This is a genomic window from Rhizobium sp. BK491 (genome assembly GCF_014194925.1).
Taxonomy (GTDB): Bacteria; Pseudomonadota; Alphaproteobacteria; order Rhizobiales; family Rhizobiaceae; genus Rhizobium.
The window spans coordinates 30,687-50,362 of record NZ_JACIAR010000014.1 but is presented as its reverse complement, the minus strand read 5'-3'; the positions used below and the strand labels follow the sequence as shown (position 1 = coordinate 50,362).

The following is a 19,676-nucleotide window of genomic DNA, read 5'->3' as shown; positions in this document are numbered from 1 at the left end:
GGCGGCCGGTCGCGTTGACGTGGCGTGCGCGGCAAGTCGATCCTGCTCAGACAGAATGGCTGGGTAAGAGGTTTGGGTGCTGCTGACCGAAAGCCTGTGGCATGGTGAGATCAAGTCGGTTCATCAGGCGATCGGTATGGTCCAACCGTCAATCACATAATTGGTGTCGGTGATCGATGTCGCTCGATCCGATGCAAGGAAGCGAATAGGTCAGCGACTTGCTCGTTGTCAGGATGCGTTCTACTCCTTCGTCAGTCGTCTCACTTAACCTTCCAATTACCGTCTGTGAACACCACCGAAGAAAGTTGCCTTCGCAGTCCTGCCGGCGGTGATAGCGCAAACGCCAGCTGTTCGAACGCTTGCAGGAATAGTTATCGGCGTTGAAATACAGGAACAAAACCCCAAGCAGCGTTGGCGAATTGTCAAGATCCAATCAGCCACCAACAGAACCTGGTGTGACGATGAAACGGACAGCCGGCGCCGCAGCAGCCCAGACACCCCTTAAGGAAGATCGCATTCGCGACAAAGATGTCCTGAGAGTGGGAGATTAATGGCTGCCCTATCGAGATCGGCCTGTTGCCCTAAACAGCATTTGAAGGGCCTGGCAGTATTTTTCGGGATCCACATTTTTCCGTCCGGCCTGCCAGATATTGTCCGCAAGATCGATCTGCTTGATTGAAACAGCCAAGGGATTGATGGCCAGCCGGTCTATAAAGGCGGTCTCCGGCTCGTCCCGCCGCATCGTCAATGCGTCGACGGCCGACAGCACCGAGGATGAAAAACCTTCCTTTCTCAACCTCTCGATGCTCCAGCCGGCACCTTTCTCGACGACGTCATGGAGATAAGCGACGACCTTGCCGTCTTCATCTGAAATGAGCCTCTCGACCCGTTCGCAGTGCTCGAAATAAGGGCTGCCCGTTTTGTCGGTCTGGCCTTCATGTGCGGCAACCGCAATGCGTATGGCCCTATCAAGCGGTTTCACGATTTCTCCCATCGCGTTGAAAACGCGCCGATAATGCCAGGATCGCTTTCATTTTGGCCGTCAATGCACAGCACCTTCCCGCTAATGCCCGCCTTTTCGCTTGGGGTCGTGGCTGTGATGGCGATCGGGTTCGCCGCCACCGCCGGAAACCTTGCTGCGGTCGCGCTGATCGGGGTCGGCGGCTGGCTTGGGAATGTTCAGAGGCGCCTTGGCATTTTCGTGGGACGCGCCCGGGCCGCCTTGGCGAATGCTGGCGGGAGTCTTGGTCGACGTGGACATTGGCTCCTCCCTATCGATCCTGTTGATGACCTTGATGGCTGGTGTTGATCCTGCTGTTGCCTTGCTGGCCCATTTTATCGGGATCGCGTGCGACATCAGGTTTGTGCGGATCGGCAACGGCGGGCCTGGAATGGTCTCCAACACCCTTATAGCTTCGATTGTCTGCGGGAACTGGTGGCAATTTGCTGTTCATGGCTTGCTCCTGTCATTGGCCGCTAGTCGACACAACGCCCGTAGCCGGCAAAGCGGGTTCGCCTGGATGAAACTCGAAGGCAAAATAGACTGCGATGCCGCAAGCAATCATGAAGATTGCCGCTACGAAAATCATCATGCGGTGACGTGCTTGCGGGTTGCGTTCCATTTTGCCGCCTTGCGAGCATTGCGATCGCGCCAAATGGCGCGACGTCCCGGACTGAAATGCCGGATAAATATTCAAACCGTTTGCCATTCCGAATGTTCCGAAACAAGGGCGACCGCCGTCTATATTCGGTCAGCCGCTATAGGATCGGCTTGCCGCCCGTGACCGCGATGGTGGCGCCGGAAACATAGCTGGAGAGCGGATCGGCGAGCATGACATAGGTGGTTGCAAGCTCGACCGGCTGACCGGGACGCTTCATGGGCACTTGCATACCGAAATTCTCGACGGCCTCCGCCGGCATCGTGGATGGGATCAACGGCGTCCAGATCGGTCCGGGAGCAACGGCATTGGCACGGATTCCCTTGTCGGCGAGCAGCTGCGCCAGGCCGGCCGTGAAGTTCTGAATAGCGCCTTTCGTCGTTGCATAGGCAAGAAGGGTCGGGTTCGGAGTATCGGAATTGATCGAAGCCGTATTGATGATGGCACTCCCCGGCTTCATGTGAGGGACCGCCGCCTTGGTCAGATAGAACATGGCATGGATGTTGACCTTGAATGTCGTCTCCCATTCCTGATCGGTGATATCGCCAATCTCATGAAAACTCGCCTGGTGCGCAGCATTGTTGACGAGGATGTCGATTCCGCCAAGCTCCGCCACCGCTTTTTCGACGATCATCCGGCAATGCTGCGAATCCTGAATATCTCCGGGGACGAGGACTGCCTTTTGCCCAGCGTCTTCTATCCAGCGTTTGGTTTCCTGGGCATCCACTTCTTCCTTCAAAAAGGAAATCAAGACGTCGGCGCCCTCCCGCGCAAACGCGATGGCGACGGCGCGGCCGATACCGCTGTCACCGCCCGTGATAATCGCCTTTTTGCCCGCGAGCTTGCCGGATCCGCGATAGCTCTCCTCGCCATGATCCGGCACCGGCCGCATGGCGGCTGTATAGCCCGGCATCGCCTGTTGCTGCGCTGGAAATGGAGGCTTCGGATGCATAACCATGACGTTCTCCTGTCCTGATGAGATCTTCATCTCGAACCATCTTTGGAGACTATGGTTCCCTGAATTTACTCAGAAGATTACTGCTTCTGAGCGCGCCTCTTGAGCCAGCGCTGAACGCGAATTTCCTCCAATTCCATCCATTCCAGAAGCCGGTTGCTTCTCGTCCGGGTCTTGAGGACATCGGCAAGCACTCCTGCCCGGAAATCCTCGAAAACCGCCGGGTGGATGTAAGAGGACTTGCAAACTGAGCGGGTGTTCACGAGCCGTGATGCTATTGGGTCGATCACGCTGTTGATTTGGCGGGCGATAGCCCGCTCGGTTTTCTCGACCTTAAGCGGAGCCAGCGCAGACACTGCCATGCAGGTCGCGCCCCAGGTCCTGAACTGACGCGAGCTGAAATCGCCTCCGGCCGTTTCCCGGATGTAAGCATTTACATCCTCCGATGAGATCTGACGGCATCCGCTATCATCACAGACATATTTGAACAGTTGCTGTCCCGGCAGTTCCTGCAGGCGGCGCACGATGTTGGCGATGCGGCGGTCATAGTGAACGAGGTTCCATTCCTTGCCGGATTTGCCAGTGAAACGAAACTTGACGCTTCCACCCTCGACCTGCACGTGCCGGTTCCTGAGCGTGGTCAAGCCGTAGGATCGGTTCATTTCCGCATAGGCTGCGTTACCCACGCGAATGTAGAGATTGTCCAGCATCCAGACGACTGTCGCCAATGCCTTTTCCATGGTCAGACCTCGCGAGCGCAGATCCCGATCGACCCGTTGGCGAATGTCTGGCAAGCGGGCCGCGAAATCGACGAGGCGATCGAACTTCGTGCGCTCCCGTTCTGACTGCCAATCGGGGTGATAGCGGTATTGTTTGCGGCCACGCGCGTCCGTTCCAATGGCCTGAAGGTGTGAAAGAGGATTGGTGGAGATCACCACGTTCGTATAGGCTGGAGGAATTGCCAATGCATTCAGGCGATTGATCTCCGAAGGTTCCGTGATCCGCTTTCCCGTGGGCGAGTAGTAGAGGAAACCGTTCTTTCCCTGCTTTCGGGTAATTCCAACATTGAGGCTGGGAATGTAGATCAATCCGGAGGTAAGCTTGGCCTCTGCGGCAGCCGCGGCAACGCCGACTTTGGGGAGCATCTGGTTCATGTCCGCATAACTCGGTTTTAGCCTGCCGGTTCCATCGCATTGATTCAGGTGATATTTTGCAGCAACGGAGCCCGCTCGGCGCGGCTGAAGCTCTCGTTCCGGATGCCCGCCTGCCGCGGATCTTTGCGCCGCGGCAGCCACTCCTTTGGCTGGAAACAAGTATGCCGATTTCTGACTCGAAGTTATCCCGGTTCTCTAGCGGCGACCAAAGACGGCACTCAGCGCCTGTTTCAAGGTACCCTTGACCACGCCGCTTTCCTCGGGGTCTCCTTTCAATAGGGCGGCGCTCAAGTTGCGCATCTGCTCGAAGGTGATGTGCGGCGGTATCGGCGGCACTTCCGGATCGGTCTTGACTTCGAGGACCACGGGCTGCTGGGCAGCAAGTGCCTCGTCCCAGGCCGCGCCAAGCGTCTCTGGCCGATCGACGAAGATGCCCCGCAAGCCGATCATTTCGGCAAAGCGATGATAGGGAACATCGGGAATGCGTTGCGACGCATCGAATTTAGGATCGCCTTCCATGACACGCTGCTCCCAAGTCACCTGGTTGAGGTCCTCATTGTTGAAGACACAGACGACCATGCGGGGATCGGACCAATTGCGCCAATACTTGGCGACGGTAATTAGTTCGGCCATGTTGTTCATCTGCATGGCGCCGTCACCAACCAGTGCAACGACCGGCCGATCGGGATGCGCGACTTTCGCGGCGATCGCGTAGGGCACCGCCGCTCCCATTGATGCGAGACCACCTGACAGCGATGCCATCATGCCACGCCGCATGCGCAGATCGCGTGCATACCAGTTGGCGCATGAGCCGGAATCGCTTGTCACGATGACGCCGTCGGGCAGACGCGGGGAAAGCTCCCAGGTGACGCGCTGCGGGTTGACGGGATTGGCTTCGGCATGCGCCCTTGTTTCCAGCGTTCGCCACCATTCGCCGACCCTCGCCTCGATCTGCTTGCGCCAGGAGAGATCATCCTTTTGCTTGAGAAGCGGCAGGAGCGCCTGCAAGGTTTCCCGGGCATCGCCGGCAAGGTTGACCTCCATCGGATAACGCAAGGATAACATGTCGGGCCGGATATCGATCTGGACCCCTTTCGCGTCACCCTCTTCGGGCAGGAATTCCGAATAGGGAAAGCCGGATCCGACAACCAGTAGCGTATCGCAATCTCGCATCAGGTCCCAGGATGGTTCGGTACCCAGAAGGCCGATGGAGCCGGTTACCCAGGTCAAATCGTCCGGTAAAGCAGCCTTGCCGAGCAATGCCTTTGCTGCCCCTGCTCCCAGTCGGTCTGCGACCGCGATCACCTCCTCGGTTGCGCCCAGCGCGCCGGCACCGACCAGGATCGCAACTTTCTTGCCCGCATTCAGGACCGAAGCGGCACGCTTCAGATCGATCTCATGCGGCACTGTCCTCGGTGCAACATAACCGACGCCCGACATGACGGAGCCATGTTTGCGGGGCGGCGTCTCATAAGGCATCTCCTGCAAGTCGTTTGGCAGGATGATCGCGGTGACCGTCTTGTTCGCCAGAGCGATGCGGGCGGCCCGATCGACCAGATGGCGCACCTGCGAGGGCGCCGATGCCTGATGGACGAAATCGCCTGCGACATCCTTGAAAAGCGATGGGAGATCGACTTCCTGCTGATAATGGCCGCCGAGCGCCCGACGCGCTTGCTGGCCGACCAGCGCCAGCACCGGTTGGTGGTCCAGCCGCGCATCATAGAGCCCGGTCACCAAATGCGTGGCACCCGGCCCCGATGTCGCAATGCACACGCCAAGCTCGCCCGAGAATTTGGCGTAGGCAGAGGCCATGAATGCAGCCATTTCCTCGTGGCGAGCCTGGATGAATTCTATTTTTCCACCGGCCCGGTTCAAGGCTCCGAAGAAGCCGTTGATGCCATCGCCAGGATAGCCGAACATCCGCCGCACGCCCCAGTCGTACAGCCGCTCGACAATAAAATCGCCAACAGTCTTTGCCATGATCCATCTCCGCTTGCTGCGCATCGGTAGTGCTGAGAAATCCCCCGGCCCAACAAGCGAGATGTGCTTATGTTCCCGATCCGGGCAGGCACCGTCAGACGAGCGCACTTCCAGCGGTCGATGCGACAGAAGCTGGCGATATGAAGGGTCAGGCGGCTGCGGCAGGGGCAGAATCGGAACAATAGGCTTCGTCCGCGGTTCCATGGCGGACGCGACATCGCGGCGCAATATCAGACACTCCACGGAGGCCGAGAATGAAACATCAGCAACCCCAGGATGGTGCCCCAGGAACGACCGATCAGTCGCCGAGTTGGGAAGGACCCAGCGGATCGAAGCCCGCCGGCTACCTGCCGGCAAAGGACGGTGGAGAGAAGGCCCGGGACGCACATGGCGAAAACATTGATCATTCCCGCAAGCGTCGAGTTTCCGACGCGCTGAAGCAGAAGGGTGATGATTAGGATCTGTTCAGGACGCGTGTTCGATCACACAGCCCCATGAGCAGCCTTCGCCAGCAGCACAAGCTTTTGCTCATCGTTAAGGTTCTGTTCCAAACTTCCTGGTTACTGGTGGCATGGCATTGATCTCCGGAAGTCGCGGAGATTGGCAATGTTCAAAGGTCGGCATTTCGAGCAGTCGGTGATCTTGCTGTGCGTGCGCTGGTATCTGAGCTATGGCCTGAGCCTGCGCGACCTGAAGGAAATGATGGCCGAACGCGGCATCAGCGTCGATCATTCGACGATCCATCGCTGGGTCGTCCACTTTGCGCCCCCGTTGGCGGATCGGTTCAATCGGCGCAAGCGCGCCGTCACTGGCAAGCGGCACGCCGACGAGACCTATATCAAGGTTCGCGGCCGATGGACGTATCTCTATCGCGCCATCGACAGCAACGGCGACACGGTCGAGTTTCGGCTCAGCGAGCATCGTGATCTTACCGCCGCCAAACGTTTCTTCAGAAAGGCTTTCGCCCGGCACGGCCGGCCGGAGCGCATTGTCATCGATGGCAGCATATTACTCGCGAATACGGCATCGATCCCTTCGAGCTTACACGTGCATCCGAGATTATGATTCGGCAAGTTGATACTTTGTCTGCAAACATAAGCGTCGGAGAAGCCTGTAGCTTCTTCTCATCTCAAGAAAAGAGCCATCGCGTCTATCCGGTTGTCGAAGATAGTGGCCTGCTTACAGGCATGGTCTCTCGCGCCGACGTGCTGCGTTGGCAGGATGACGAAGATCTTGCTGGCCAAATTCTCAAGGAAAACATTACCGACGGTTCGCTCCCCGTCGGTCATCCCAACGACACCGTTGGATTCATTGCCGATCTCATGCTTGCCGCAGACACCGGCCGAATCCCTATCGTAGATCGATCGACCGGCAAACTTGTTGGCCTGATCGCGCGTAAGGACTTGTTGCGGCTCAGGAGCTCCTTGAAATCTGCCGAACTCGAGCGGCGTCCTTATTTTAGAGCTCATCCGAAAGCGGTCACTGACCAATGATCGTTGAGCAGACGCGAATTTTTCGGAGAGATCGCGCCTGCGGCCTTGATGGGGTTTTCCGCAGGGCCGTAGGCATTTGCGGTCGTGTTTTGGCGGGCCGAAACAGCGCTGCCCACTGCGATCAGGACAGGATTTTCGTAGCCGACCTCCTTCATGCCCACAGCAAGATTCATGAGGCTGCCGTGCCATTGCCGTTGTGTGGCGCGGCTGACGTCGCTCATGATGACGGCAGGGGTGGACGGCTGAAGACCCCGGCAATTAGCCGATCGGCGATGAGCGAGGCCGTCCGGCCGCCCATGTAGAACACGGTTGTCGTATGCGGATCGGCGACGGATGCCCAGTCGACATCAGCTGGCAGTCCGCCATGGCGGGAGTGGCCAGTGATGAAGCGCTCGGACTGGGCGTGATCGCGGTGCGTCAGCGATATGCCGAGGCATGAGGCCATGGAGCTTGCTGCGGTGATGCCGGGGATAACGTCGACGGGGATGTTCTCTCTATCGAGATGGGCAATCTCTTCGCCGGCACGGCCGAAGATCATCGGGTCGCCTGACTTGAGACGAACGACGCGTTTGCCGGCCTTTGCAAAGGCCAACATCGTCGCGTTGATATCCTCCTGCCTGCAGCTTTCGCGACCGCCGCGTTTGCCTACCAGCATGCGCTTGGCCTCGCGGCGGGCAAGTTCCAACACCTCCCCGGAAACAAGATCGTCGAACAGGATCACGTCTGCGGCTTGCAGGGCGCGCACGGCCTTCAGAGTCAACAGTTCGGCGTCGCCTGGGCCGGCGCCTACGAGCGTCACGTGGCCGGCAGGGTTAGCATTACTACGAATTCGGTCGGCCTCTGTGATCAGGGCCGGCACTGCATCTGCGTCGGGCTCCTCGCCGGCGAAGGCGCGATCAACGAAACGTTCCCAGAAATTGCGTCGTTGAACCGACGTCAGGGCGTCCGTCACATGGGCGCGGATAGCCTGGGCGAGCAGAGCCCAGGCTTTAAGCGACTGCGGGAGGAGCGTTTCGATGCGCCGGCGGATAGCCTGGCCGAGGATAGGAGCTGCACCGTCGGTCGAGATTCCAATCACCACCGGCGAGCGGTTAACGATCGAGCCGAACTTGAACTGACAGAACGTCGGCTTGTCGATGACGTTGACGGGAACTCCGGCAGCTACGGCGTGATCGTGGAAGCACCGCGCCTCCTCTTCGGTTTTGCAGTCGCCTATCGCCAAAGCAAAGCTCTTGAAATATGCCGCCCGCCAAAATGTATCGTGATGGACAAAGTGATCGAGTGTCTCCTGAAAAGCCCCGGAAAGCTCGTCCATGGGACAGTAGACATGGACTTCAGCACCCGCTGCGGCCAAAAGCTCGGCCTTCCACGCCGCTCCGTCACTGCCGCCGGCGACCAGTACGGATTTCCCTTTGAGGTCGAAGAACACTGGCAGTGAGGCGAGCGAAGCGATCCGCTCCAGCCTATCATTCCGCGGCTTGACGGAGGCAACCATCGATAATCCCTTTGATTTCCATGCGGCAAGAGCCGCAATTGGTTCCGGCATTAAGCTGTTTGCCGACAGCTTCGACCGTGTGACAACCGCCCGCGACGGCGCCTACGATCTGCTTGAAGCCGACCGAAAAACAGGAGCACACGGTTGCGCCAGGATCCATCTGATCGGCACCCGGCCGACCGGCGAGCACCGCAAAGCGCGTTCGCGCAAACTCTAGTGGTGTGCTGAGTTGCTTGACGGCCCAGTCACGCGATACGGCGACCGGTTCGGGTGCGGCATAAAAGACGAGCAACAGTCGATCTCCATCGAAGAAGCCGTGACGTTGCTGCCGCGTCGGGTTGTCGACATAGGCGAGATGCTCGCCACGATCAAAAAGTCCGAACGTATCGCGACACCACGTTTCGATATCGTCAGGCTCCTTGTCGAAGCCGAATTCCATGCGCCAGCCGGCCTCAGTCTTCGCGATTGCCCAATACGGCGCCTCAAATCGTGCGGGGCGAGAGGCGGCGACTGCGAAACCGTAATACGCAATTTCGGCTGGCTGCAGCTTGACGCCGATGTTCTTAAGCGCAGGCTGGCCGGAGATGGGGTCCGTGCGCGGCGCTAGCAAAGCTGCCACGCGCGCATTTGCCGAATATTCGTCATTCCAATGCATCGGCACGAAGACGCCGCCGCGTGGCTGTCGCTCGGTGAGCAACGCGCGCAGCACCACGGACCCGAAGGCATTTTCCACCCGCACCAAGCCTGCCTTGTCGATACCGAATTCTGCGGCGTCCGCCGGGTTGATTTCGGCGAAAGGTTCGGCGAGATGCGATGAGAGCCGCGCCGCCTTGCCGGTGCGCGTCATCGTATGCCACTGGTCGCGAATGCGGCCGGTGTTGAGAATGAAGGGTGTATCCTTGCTCGTACGAGCATCGCGCTCGGATTTCACCGGGATGAACCTGGCCTTGCGGTCCGCGGTGTAGAATGCACCATCGGCGAAGAACCGCGTGGCGCGTTCGGGGATGCCATTTCGATGCGGCCATTGAAACGGTGACATAGCTTCGAAATCTTCAGGTGAGATATCGGCTTTCGCGCCTATGTCAAAGTCGCGCATGCCGCCATTTTCGAATCCAGAAAGAGCCGCGTGTTCGGCGAAGATTTTGGCGGGACTGTCGTATTCGAAGCCGTTGAAGCCCATCCGCTTGGCAACTTCGGCCATATGCCACCAGTCGGGCTTAGCGTCGCCGGGCAGATCCAGGAAGTTGCGCTGGCGGGAAATGCGCCGCTCGGAGTTGGTGACGGTTCCGTTCTTCTCACCCCAGCCGGCGGCTGGCAACAGCACATGGGCGAGCGCGGCGGTGTCGGTGTTCTTTTGGATATCGGAAACTACGACGAAAGGACAGTTGCGGATGGCTTCACGCACCCGGTCGGCATCCGGCATCGAAACGACCGGGTTGGTCGCCATAATCCACAGCGCCTTGATGCGCCCGTCCGCCACGGCCTCGAACATGTCGACCGCCTTGAGACCAGGTCTTGCTGCAATGGTTGGCGAGTTCCAGAAGCGCTGCACGCGGTCGCGCGCGGCTTCATCCTCAATATTCATATGTGCTGCCAGCATGTTGGCGAGCCCACCGACTTCGCGTCCGCCCATGGCGTTCGGCTGTCCGGTCAGCGAGAACGGTCCCATGCCGGGCCGGCCGATGCGGCCGGTGGCGAGATGACAATTGATGATCGCGTTGACCTTGTCCGTGCCAGTGGAGGATTGGTTGACGCCCTGGCTGTAGCAAGTCACCACCTTTTCCGTCGCTTCGAACAGACGATAAAAGGCATGTAGTTCGGCAGGTGATAGACCTGTTTCCTCCGAGATATCCAACCTGCTGCTGGCTTGTGCGGCTTCCAGCGCACCGTTAAAGCCGATCGTATGCGCCAATACATAATCGTGGTCGAAAGCCGACGTTCCCGCGAGATGGGCAAACAACCCATTGAAGAGGGCAACATCGCCGTCGCTTTTGATCATCAAATGCATGTCCGCGAGATCGGCGCTGACTGAGCGTCGCGGGTCGATCGTGACAATTTTCATGTCCGGCCGGCTTTGTCTCGCCGCTTCAATCCTTTGGTTCAGCACGGGATGGCACCATGCGAGGTTCGAACCAACGAGGACGATCAAGTCAGCAAGTTCGAGATCCTCGTAAGTGCCCGGCACGGTGTCCGAACCGAAGGCGCGGCGATGACCAGCGACGGAGGAGGCCATGCAAAGCCGTGAATTCGTGTCGATATTGGCCGAGCCGATGAAACCTTTCATCAGCTTGTTGGCAACGTAATAGTCCTCCGTCAGGCATTGACCGGAGACATAGAAGGCGACCGAGTTCGGCCCATGTTCATCGACGGCTTCTCGGAACTTTGAGGCCACGAGATCGAGCGCGTCGTTCCAGCTTGCACGCTGGGTCTGGATTTCCGGATAGAGGACACGGCCATCGAGATCGATCGTTTCGGCCAGCGCCGAGCCCTTGGAACAGAGCCGGCCGAAATTGGCCGGATGCTCCGGATCGCCTCTGACGGAAACCTTGCCATCATCATCGACCGTGGCGATGACGCCGCAGCCGACGCCGCAATAGGGGCAGGTGGTTTTGGTTTCAATGGACACCCATGGTCTCCCCGATGCTTATGCTTAGTCGCTGATGGTTTGCGCGCCCGTCTCGCAGCTTCATTGACATCTCCCCCTCAAGGGGAGGGATCGAGAGCTCGCCATGCCACTGGTCTCCACCCACTGGACAAGAACGATAGACACTTTCTTGTCCAAACGGGGCGTAGCAAACTCAAATCGATCTCCTCCCTTAAGGGGGAGATGTCTCGAACGGACAGAGGAGGATATCGCCACACACACGGACATGACCTACTCCGCCGCCATCATCATGCTTTCGAGAGCGATCGACAGCACTCCGTTCTCATTGCGGACGGGAATGGTCCGCACCTCGCCCTCATCGGCTCCAAGCGCCTTGCCGGTTTCGAGCGAGATCACCCAGTTGTGCAGCGGGCAGGTCACGGCTTTGCCGTGAACGATGCCCTGGGAGAGCGGGCCGCCTTTGTGTGGGCAGTGATCCTCGATGGCGAAGACCTCGTTTTCGGTGGTCCGGAACACGGCGATCTTGCCCTGCGGGGTTTTCACGCAGCGTGCGCCCCGAGGAGGGATGTCGGAGATGTCGCCAATTTCAATCCAGTTCATATCCATCTCCTCACTCGGCGGCCTGCGGGAAGCCGACGGTCGCCATCGGTTTGAACTCATGCTTGTCCTTACCGGAGACGCGCTCCGACCAGGGATCGACCTGTGCGAATTTCTGGCTGAAGACGAAGCGCTCGTAATATGCCTTGCGCTTTTCATGATCCTGCATGATCTGGCGGCGGATCTCGTCGAGACCGATGCGCTTGGCCCATTTGTAGATGCGTTCGAGATAGCGGCCCTGTTCGCGATACATCTGCGTCAACGCCACGATATGTTCGAGCGCTTCGTCCTCTGTCTTGACGAGGCCCAGGACTTCCGTGCCCTTGATGTCGAGGCCGGCAGCGCCGGCGAAATGGATCTCAAAGCCACTATCCACGCAGATGACGCCGATGTCCTTGCAGGTCGCCTCGGCACAATTTCGCGGACAGCCGGAGACGGCCATCTTGAGTTTTGCCGGCGTCCACGAGCCCCACATGAATTTCTCGATGCGGATGCCGAGGCCGGTCGAATCCTGCGTGCCGAAGCGGCACCAGTCCGAGCCGACGCATGTCTTTACCGTGCGCAGGCCCTTGGCATAGGCTTGCCCAGAGATGAAGCCCGCCTTGCCGAGATCGGCCCAGACGGCGGGTAGATCCTCCTTCTGCACGCCGAGAAGGTCGATGCGCTGGCCGCCGGTCACCTTCACCATCGGGATCTCGAACTTGTCGACGACGTCGGCAATCGCCCGCAGCTCGTTCGAACTCGTAACTCCGCCCCACATTCGCGGCACCACGGAATAGGTGCCGTCCTTCTGGATGTTGGCATGCACGCGTTCATTGATGAACCGCGACTGATAGTCGTCTGCATATTCGTCCGGCCAATCGCAGACGAGGTAATAGTTCAGAGCCGGGCGGCACTTGGCGCAGCCGCAGGAAGTCTTCCATTCAAGCTCCTGCATGACGGCAGGAATGGTCTTCAACCCCTTGGCTTTTATCAGTCTTCTGACATCGTCGTGGCCGAGTTCGGTGCAGGTGCACATCGGCTGGACGGCTTTGGGATTATAGGCAGCGCCAAGGGTGATCGACATCAGTTGTTCGACGAGGCCGGTGCAGGAGCCACAGGAAGCCGAAGCCTTCGTGTGAGCGCGCACATCGTCGAGCGATGTCAGGCCCTTGGCTGATATGGTTGAGGTGATCTTGCCCTTGCAGACGCCGTTGCAGCCGCAGATCTCAGCATCATCCGGCAAGGCTGCAACGGCCGCCATAGGGTCCAGCGGCGACCCTCCCTGATAGGCCTGGCCGAAAATCAGGGTTTCGCGCATCTGCGAGATATCGGTCGCCTTCTTCTTCAGGTCGTTGAACCAGGCGCCGTCGGCCGTCTCGCCGTAAAGCACGGTGCCGATGATCTTGTTGTCCTTCAAGACCAGGCGCTTGTAGACCCCGGCTGCCGCGTCGCGCAGGACGATCTCCTCGCGGTCGTCGCCATCGGCGAAGTCGCCAAGCGAAAACAGATCGATGCCGGTCACTTTCAGTTTCGTCGGCGTGTCCGAGTGCACGAAGGCGGCGCTCGTGTCACCGGCCAAATGCGAGGCGGCCACACGCGCCATTTCGTAGAGGGGGGCGACGAGGCCATAGACCATGCCGCCGACCTCGGCGCATTCGCCCAGCGCCATGATTGAGCCATCCGAGGTCTGCATGCCGTCATCGACAACGATGCCGCGGTTGACGGCAATGCCGGCTTCCTTGGCAAGGCTGACATTTGGACGGATGCCGACGGCCATGACGACGAGCGTGGCAGGGATCACGCGTCCATCGTCGAGTTCGATCCCCTCGACCTTGCCGTCGCCGATGATCGCCTTGGTATTGGCCTTGGTGATGACCTTGATGCCGCGCTCCTCGACGGCCTTTTGCAGGAGATAGCCGGCGGCGGGATCGAGCTGACGTTCCATCAGCGTCGGCTGTACATGGAGAACGGTGACATCCATACCACGCAGGCTGAGACCGGCAGCGGCTTCGAGACCAAGCAGGCCGCCGCCGATGACAACGGCCTTTTCGCGCGACTGAGCCGCGAGCAGCATCGCCTGCACGTCGTCGAGATCGCGATAGGTAATGACACCAGGCAGCTCCTTGCCCGGAACCGGAATGATGAAGGGGACAGAGCCGGTCGCTATGACAAGCTTGTCATAGCTCTCCGTCACGCCGTGGTCCGAGGTGACCGTCTTTGCCTCCCGGTCGATGGCGACGATCTTGTGTCCCTTGTAAAGCGTGATGCCGTGCTTGATGTACCAGCCGTCGCCGTGGATGATGATCTGCTCGAAGTCCTTTTCGCCCGAGAGAACCGGCGACAGCATGATGCGGTCATAATTGACGCGCGGTTCGGCATTGAAGATCGTGACCTGATAGAGATCCGGCGCTTTTTCCAGCAGGTGCTCCAGCATGCGCCCTGGGGCCATGCCATTGCCGATGATGACGAGTTTCTGGGTCATGGTGTCACTCCGCGGCTTCAACGAAGCGGTGGCGTTCGTAGAGGAACTTCAGCACGGCCTCGCGGCATTTGAGGTAGGTTCTGTCGGACGCAAGCTCGATGCGGTTGCGCGGCCGCGCGATCGGCACTTCGAGGATATCGCCGATATGGGCGGCCGGGCCGTTTGTCATCATGACGATGCGGTCGGAGAGCAATACGGCTTCATCGACGTCGTGGGTAATCATTACCATCGTGCTACCGAGGCGGGTGTGGATTTCCATCACCGCATCTTGCAGATGGGCGCGAGTGAGTGCATCCAGCGCCCCGAAGGGTTCGTCGAGCAAAAGGATCTTCGGCTGCATGGCGAGTGCGCGTGCGATGCCGACGCGCTGTTTCATACCGCCGGAGATTTCCGCGGGACGCTTGTCTTTGGCATGTGCCATCTGAACGAGGTCGAGGTTGCGCATCACCCAGTCATGGCGCTCGGCCTTGGACTTCGTGCCGCGAAACACTTTCGAGACGGCAAGATTGACGTTTTCGTAGACGCTGAGCCACGGCAGCAAGCTGTGGTTCTGAAACACCACGGCGCGATCCGGGCCGGGTTCGTTGACCTCACGATTTTCAAGGAGCACCGCACCGGCGGAGACCGGGGTAAGGCCGGCAATGAGATTGAGCAGGGTTGACTTGCCGCAGCCGGAATGGCCGATGATCGACACGAACTCCCCCTTGTCGATCACGAGTTCGATGCCTTTCAGCACCTCGGCGCGCTGGCCACCGCGATCGAAATACTTGTCGATATGATCGAGCTTCAGATAGGCGTTCATCCTGTGCTCCTCAATTGCCAGTCGTGCCGCGGGTCACGACGGCGCCAAGGCCGGCGACTAGACGGTCGAGGACAAAGCCGGTGATGCCGATATAGGCCAGCGCCACGATGATGTCGGGCAGGCGCGACGAGTTCCACGCGTCCCAGATGAAGAAGCCGATGCCGACGCCGCCGGTCAGCATTTCAGCAGCAACGATCGCAAGCCAGGAAAGCCCGGCACCGATGCGGAGACCCGTGAAGATGTAGGGAGCGGCCGCCGGCACCATGATGCGGAAGAAGAATTCGATCTGGTTGAGACGCAGGACCTTGGCGACGTTGCGATAATCCTGCGGAATGTTGCGAACGCCGGTCGCGGTGTTGATGATGACGGGCCAGATGGAGGTGATGAAGATCACGAAGATCGCCGAGGGATTGGAATTCTGGAAGGCGGCGAGAGAGAGTGGCAGCCACGCAAGCGGCGGCACCGTGCGCAACACCTGGAAGATCGGATCAAGGCCGCGCATCGCCCAGACCGATTGTCCGATCAGCGCGCCCATCAACACGCCGGCGACAGCGGCAAGGCCGAAGCCATATGCGACGCGCTGCAAGGAGACGAGCACGCGCCAGGCAAGCCCGATATCCTGCGGCCCATTATAAAAAAACGGATTGATGATGAGGTCATAACTCTCCTGCCAGACCTGCGATGGCGGCGGCAGGCTTGCGCCCGGCTGCTCGCAAAGCAGCTGCCAGGTGCCGAGCAGAAGCACCAGAACCACAAGAGGCGGCAGGGTGTTGCGCAGGATGGCAAGCCCGATTTGACGTATGTCGATCCCGCGGGCGGGGCGAGTTGAGAGGGTAACGACTTGGCCCTTGAGCGCTTCAGGCGCCGTCGGTCCGGGTGTGTGTTTGCGTGCGAGAGCCGACATTATGATGCCACCTTGATCAAGAGGCTTTCGAGATAGGCAGAGGGGTTCTCCGGATCGAAGACTTTGCCGTCGAAGAAGATTTCCTTGCCGCGGGAGGTCGATGCTGGAACATCCGAGGCGGCAACGCCGAGATCCTTGGCAGCATCTTGCCAGATATCCTGCCGGTTTACCTGCCCGACTAGCGCCTTGATGTCGGTATTGGGCGCGAACTTGCCCCAACGGATATTTTCGGTGATGAACCAGGCATCGTGGCTCTGGAATGGATAGGACACGCCACCCTTCCAGAACTTCATGTAGAGATCTGTGCCCTTGGCAAGGCGGCCGTTGCCGTAGTTGATGTCGCCCTTCAAACGGCCAAGCACGTCCTTCGGCGGCACGTTAAACCATTGCCGTTTGCCGAGAACGGCCGCCATCTCCTCCTTGTTGTCCATGCCGTCGCACCATTGCTGGGCTTCCATCACGGCCATCAGCAGGGCTTTGGCCGCCTTCGGGTTCTTTTCGATCCAGTCGGCGCGCATGCCGAGAGCTTTCTCCGGGTGGCCCTTCCAGATCTCGCCAGTCGTACAGGCGGTAAAGCCTATACCCTGGTTGACGAGCTGTTCGTTCCACGGTTCGCCGACACAGAAGACGTCCATGTTACCGACCTTCATGTTCGCCACCATCTGCGGCGGCGGGACGACGATGGTCGAGACATCCTTGTCGGGATCGATGCCGCCGGCGGCCAGCCAATAGCGCATCCACAGATCATGCGTGCCACCGGGGAAGGTCATGGCCGCCTTGATTTCCTTGCCCGCGGCTCTTTTCGCGTCAAAGGCGGCCTTCAGTTTGGAGGCATCAAGCTGGACGCCCGTTGCCGCATATTCCTTGGCAACCGAAATGCCCTGGCTGTCGTAGTTGAGGCGTGCAAGGATCGCCATCGGCACAGGCTGGTTGTTCTGCGTTACCTTGCCTGTGTGCATCAGGTAGGGGAGCGGCGAGAGAATATGGGCGCCGTCGATGCCGTTTGCCGCCCCACCAAGCACGAGGTTGTCGCGCGTCGCACCCCAGGACGCCTGCTTGGCGACATCGACATCGGGCAGGCCGTGTTTTTCGAAGAAGCCCTTTTCCTTGGCGATAACCAACGGCGCTGCGTCGGTGAGGGCAATGTAGCCGAGCTTGACGCCCGTCACTTCAGCTCCGCCCGTGGCCGCAAAGGCGCCGGAAGGGAAGGTGGCTCTGACCGCACCGATCAGAGCCGCGGCGGCAGACGTCTTCAAAAGGTTTCGGCGTGTAACACCATTGGTCAGGATCTCTTTCACGTGCAGTTTCCCCTTGTTGGCTCACGACGGAAGAATTTTGGACATAAAAAAACGCCGCTCGATCGATGCGGCCGGGGATGGAATGGGAGTCCCGGGGCATGAACCGTGCGACGTCAATGTCTTTGCGAGCGCGTAATCAGCGCATTGCGTGCCTGGATCGCCGTTGATCGAGGCAGCCTTAACTAAGCAATCCGCGTGCCATTTTCTAAGGGGATGCGTAGCTCTATGAAAATACTGAGTTATTTCGAACTTGGCCAGGTTTGCCGGTTTTGTGCGTGGATGCGGCAATTGCTGACGTTTTAGGCGGTTGCTGCTCTGCGATCGAAGGCCTTGCGCCAATTCTGTGCATGCAGCGAACGCTGTCGCGTCTTAAATGTCGTCCGTCGAGAGCTGTGCTGCGCTTGCTGCCTTTACGGCAAATCCTCCGACATAATCGGCCATTTCGTCGGGATCGAAGACATGTCCGTCCATGAAGCGATCGCCCTCCTTATCGCCCTCAATGCGGATATCGGCCTCGTCCGGCCCCGCTCCGGCGCCGAGTGCGAGCCTGTAAAGATCCGGGCGATAGGCCGAGGCGGCGATTTTCATGTTCTGTTTGGATAGGGCAATCTGGCCCCAGCGGATCATCTGGCTGAATATCCATAGAGCCTGGCTCGGGCGCGGATAATTGGCAAAGTTACCATGAAAGGAAAAATATCGGTCGATCAACCGCCGATTGCCCTTGGCATCCAGGTTGAATTCGCCTGATAGCACGCGGCGGATGATGGCGGCGGGCGCCGCGATGTAGCGGGGATCGGCAAGCGCCTCGGCGAGCGCATCGTGATTTTCCGACCGGTCGCACCAGCGGGCGGCAGCATCAAGCGCAACGATCAGGCGTGAAACCGTTTCGGGATGGCTCTCGGCCCATTCCGGGCGCATTCCGATCACTTTCTCCGGAGCGGAGGGCCATATGTCCTGCTTAGCGGCGACAATGCGCCCGACGCCGCGCTCGGACGCAACCATGTTCCAGGGAGCGCCGACGCAGAAGCCGTCGATGGCGCCGGCTGCAAGTGCGTCGGATGTCAGAGGCGGTGGAACGACGACAAGCTTCACGTCCCGGTCAGGGTCGATACCACCGGCGGCTAGCCAATATCGGAACTCGTAATTATGAGACGAGAACGGATAGGTCATTCCGAACGTCGGAGGTGCCTCGCCACGGTCCTTCCCATGCGAAAGCACGACCGCCAACGCCCTGGCGTTTTCGAGTGCGCTCGCCTGTTCAGCAATCCCTGCATGATCGCGCATGCGATCAAACAGCCCGACGGAAAGAGTGATCGCGCTGCCACCCAGGCCGAGTGAGAAGGGGGTGATCGTCGACGAAGGATTGGAGCCAAGGCCAAGCATCGAGGCCACCGGCATCGGCGACAGCATATGTGCGATGTCGAATTGGCGGAAGGCCAATCGGTCGCGGACATTGGCCCATGAGACATCCTTGACCAGTTCGAGTGCAAGTCCCTCCCTGGCGGCAAAACCGAATTCGGCCGCAGCGATCAGGACGGAAGCATCGACGAGTGGAATAAAGCCGGCGCGCAGAACCTTCTGCTCCCTGCCGCTGACCCGTTTGGGGGCGACAAGCTTGCTACTGGAGCGTTCGATTATCGTCATCTTTTCTTACCTCGGGCTTTCTCCCCGTGTCGCGATCACATCAGCAACCCGGCGGCCGTCACCACACTCTGGGCGATTTCGGAGATCTTCTTCTTCTCGTTCATGGCTGTCTGACGCAGGAGTGCAAAGGCATCCTCCTCCGACAGGCCGCGCATCTTCATCAGAATGCCCTTTGCGCGCTCGACGATCTTGCGCTCCTCCAGAGCGGATTTTGCTTCGGCAAGCTCTCTTTGAAGGCGGGAGAAAGCGTTGAAGCGGCTGACCGCCATGTCGAGGATAGATTTGACACGCTCCTTCTTCAATCCGTCAACGACATAGGCCGAAACACCTGCGTCCATGGCTGCCTCAATCTGCGCTGTATCGGATCTGTCGACGAACATCGCAATTGGCCGGCCGACGGTGCGGGTCAACTGAAATAGGTGCTCCATCATGTCGCGATTTGGATTCTCGATATCGATGACGATCACATCGGGCTTGAGTGCCTCGATGATGCGGGCAACACCATTGACTTCGTGAATGACGGTGACCTTGCCATGCCCGGCCTCGCGCAACCCTTCCTCTATGATCGAGGCGCGGATGACGTTTTCGTCGATGACCAAAATTGTCAGTTCGGAATGAAGCATTGCC

16 protein-coding genes and 3 pseudogenes are annotated in these 19,676 nt (G+C 59.3%); 3 read left to right on the top strand and 16 right to left on the bottom strand.

The genetic code is table 11. From position 1 onward, the window contains the following. Positions 1-559: 559 nt before the first annotated feature. The 7 genes from FHX05_RS28285 to FHX05_RS28255 all read right to left on the bottom strand — a co-directional run bounded on the left by FHX05_RS28285 (position 560) and on the right by FHX05_RS28255 (position 5,747). On the bottom strand, positions 560-982 hold the full coding sequence (locus tag FHX05_RS28285; protein ID WP_348648352.1) for a metal-dependent phosphohydrolase: 423 nt from the start codon (positions 980-982) through the stop codon (positions 560-562). A gap of 81 nt (positions 983-1,063) precedes the next feature. Continuing rightward, positions 1,064-1,261: a hypothetical protein gene (locus FHX05_RS28280; protein ID WP_112611628.1), complete on the bottom strand. Its 198-nt coding sequence runs from the start codon at positions 1,259-1,261 to the stop codon at positions 1,064-1,066. 10 nt (positions 1,262-1,271) lie between these two features. Further along, on the bottom strand, positions 1,272-1,454 hold the full coding sequence (locus tag FHX05_RS28275) for a hypothetical protein (RefSeq protein ID WP_112611630.1): 183 nt from the start codon (positions 1,452-1,454) through the stop codon (positions 1,272-1,274). Positions 1,455-1,466: 12 nt separating this feature from the next. After that, on the bottom strand, positions 1,467-1,709 hold the full coding sequence (locus FHX05_RS28270; protein ID WP_183876041.1) for a hypothetical protein: 243 nt from the start codon (positions 1,707-1,709) through the stop codon (positions 1,467-1,469). 49 nt (positions 1,710-1,758) lie between these two features. After that, positions 1,759-2,616: an SDR family oxidoreductase gene (locus FHX05_RS28265; RefSeq protein WP_183876039.1), complete on the bottom strand. Its 858-nt coding sequence runs from the start codon at positions 2,614-2,616 to the stop codon at positions 1,759-1,761. A 77-nt stretch (positions 2,617-2,693) separates the two neighbouring features. Next, positions 2,694-3,767 (bottom strand): DNA topoisomerase IB, encoded by a 1,074-nt coding sequence (locus tag FHX05_RS28260; RefSeq protein ID WP_112611634.1) that lies wholly within the window; start codon positions 3,765-3,767, stop codon positions 2,694-2,696. A 195-nt stretch (positions 3,768-3,962) separates the two neighbouring features. Further along, complete coding sequence (locus FHX05_RS28255) at positions 3,963-5,747, bottom strand: thiamine pyrophosphate-requiring protein (RefSeq protein WP_183876036.1); 1,785 nt, start codon at positions 5,745-5,747, stop codon at positions 3,963-3,965. A 254-nt stretch (positions 5,748-6,001) separates the two neighbouring features. Between FHX05_RS28255 and FHX05_RS28250 the strand changes: the two genes are divergently transcribed. The 3 genes and pseudogenes from FHX05_RS28250 to FHX05_RS28240 all read left to right on the top strand — a co-directional run. Further along, positions 6,002-6,205 (top strand): hypothetical protein, encoded by a 204-nt coding sequence (locus FHX05_RS28250; RefSeq protein ID WP_183876034.1) that lies wholly within the window; start codon positions 6,002-6,004, stop codon positions 6,203-6,205. Positions 6,206-6,353: 148 nt separating this feature from the next. Then, a pseudogene (locus FHX05_RS28245) lies at positions 6,354-6,752 on the top strand (IS6 family transposase); the annotation flags it as partial. Then, positions 6,743-7,240 (top strand): annotated as a pseudogene (locus tag FHX05_RS28240) (CBS domain-containing protein); the annotation flags it as partial. The pseudogenes FHX05_RS28245 and FHX05_RS28240, both read left to right, overlap by 10 nt. On the opposite strand, the pseudogene cysG reads toward FHX05_RS28240, so the two are convergent. From cysG to FHX05_RS28195, 9 genes and pseudogenes are all read right to left on the bottom strand, one after another. Then, a pseudogene (gene cysG / locus FHX05_RS28235) lies at positions 7,213-8,735 on the bottom strand (siroheme synthase CysG). The pseudogenes FHX05_RS28240 and cysG overlap by 28 nt on opposite strands. Next, on the bottom strand, positions 8,707-11,361 hold the full coding sequence (locus FHX05_RS28230; RefSeq protein WP_183876030.1) for a nitrate reductase: 2,655 nt from the start codon (positions 11,359-11,361) through the stop codon (positions 8,707-8,709). Before FHX05_RS28230 ends, cysG begins: the two are co-directional and overlap by 29 nt. Positions 11,362-11,610: 249 nt before the next feature. Next, the gene (gene nirD / locus FHX05_RS28225) at positions 11,611-11,946 is read right to left on the bottom strand and encodes a nitrite reductase small subunit NirD (RefSeq protein WP_183876028.1); all 336 of its coding nucleotides are present in this window, start codon (positions 11,944-11,946) and stop codon (positions 11,611-11,613) included. Positions 11,947-11,950: 4 nt separating this feature from the next. After that, on the bottom strand, positions 11,951-14,401 hold the full coding sequence (gene nirB, locus FHX05_RS28220) for a nitrite reductase large subunit NirB (protein WP_183876026.1): 2,451 nt from the start codon (positions 14,399-14,401) through the stop codon (positions 11,951-11,953). A gap of 4 nt (positions 14,402-14,405) precedes the next feature. Further along, a complete protein-coding gene (locus tag FHX05_RS28215) occupies positions 14,406-15,203 on the bottom strand; it encodes an ABC transporter ATP-binding protein (RefSeq protein ID WP_183876024.1) in 798 nt (265 codons plus the stop codon). Positions 15,204-15,213: 10 nt separating this feature from the next. Continuing rightward, positions 15,214-16,107: a nitrate ABC transporter permease gene (gene ntrB / locus FHX05_RS28210; RefSeq protein ID WP_112611040.1), complete on the bottom strand. Its 894-nt coding sequence runs from the start codon at positions 16,105-16,107 to the stop codon at positions 15,214-15,216. Then, the gene (locus FHX05_RS28205; protein ID WP_183876022.1) at positions 16,107-17,405 is read right to left on the bottom strand and encodes a CmpA/NrtA family ABC transporter substrate-binding protein; all 1,299 of its coding nucleotides are present in this window, start codon (positions 17,403-17,405) and stop codon (positions 16,107-16,109) included. Before FHX05_RS28205 ends, ntrB begins: the two co-directional genes overlap by 1 nt. Positions 17,406-17,774: 369 nt before the next feature. Next, positions 17,775-19,049: a CmpA/NrtA family ABC transporter substrate-binding protein gene (locus FHX05_RS28200; protein ID WP_183876020.1), complete on the bottom strand. Its 1,275-nt coding sequence runs from the start codon at positions 19,047-19,049 to the stop codon at positions 17,775-17,777. 35 nt (positions 19,050-19,084) lie between these two features. After that, positions 19,085-19,672, bottom strand: coding sequence for an ANTAR domain-containing response regulator (locus tag FHX05_RS28195; protein WP_112339246.1), 588 nt, complete (start codon positions 19,670-19,672; stop codon positions 19,085-19,087). Positions 19,673-19,676: the final 4 nt, after the last annotated feature.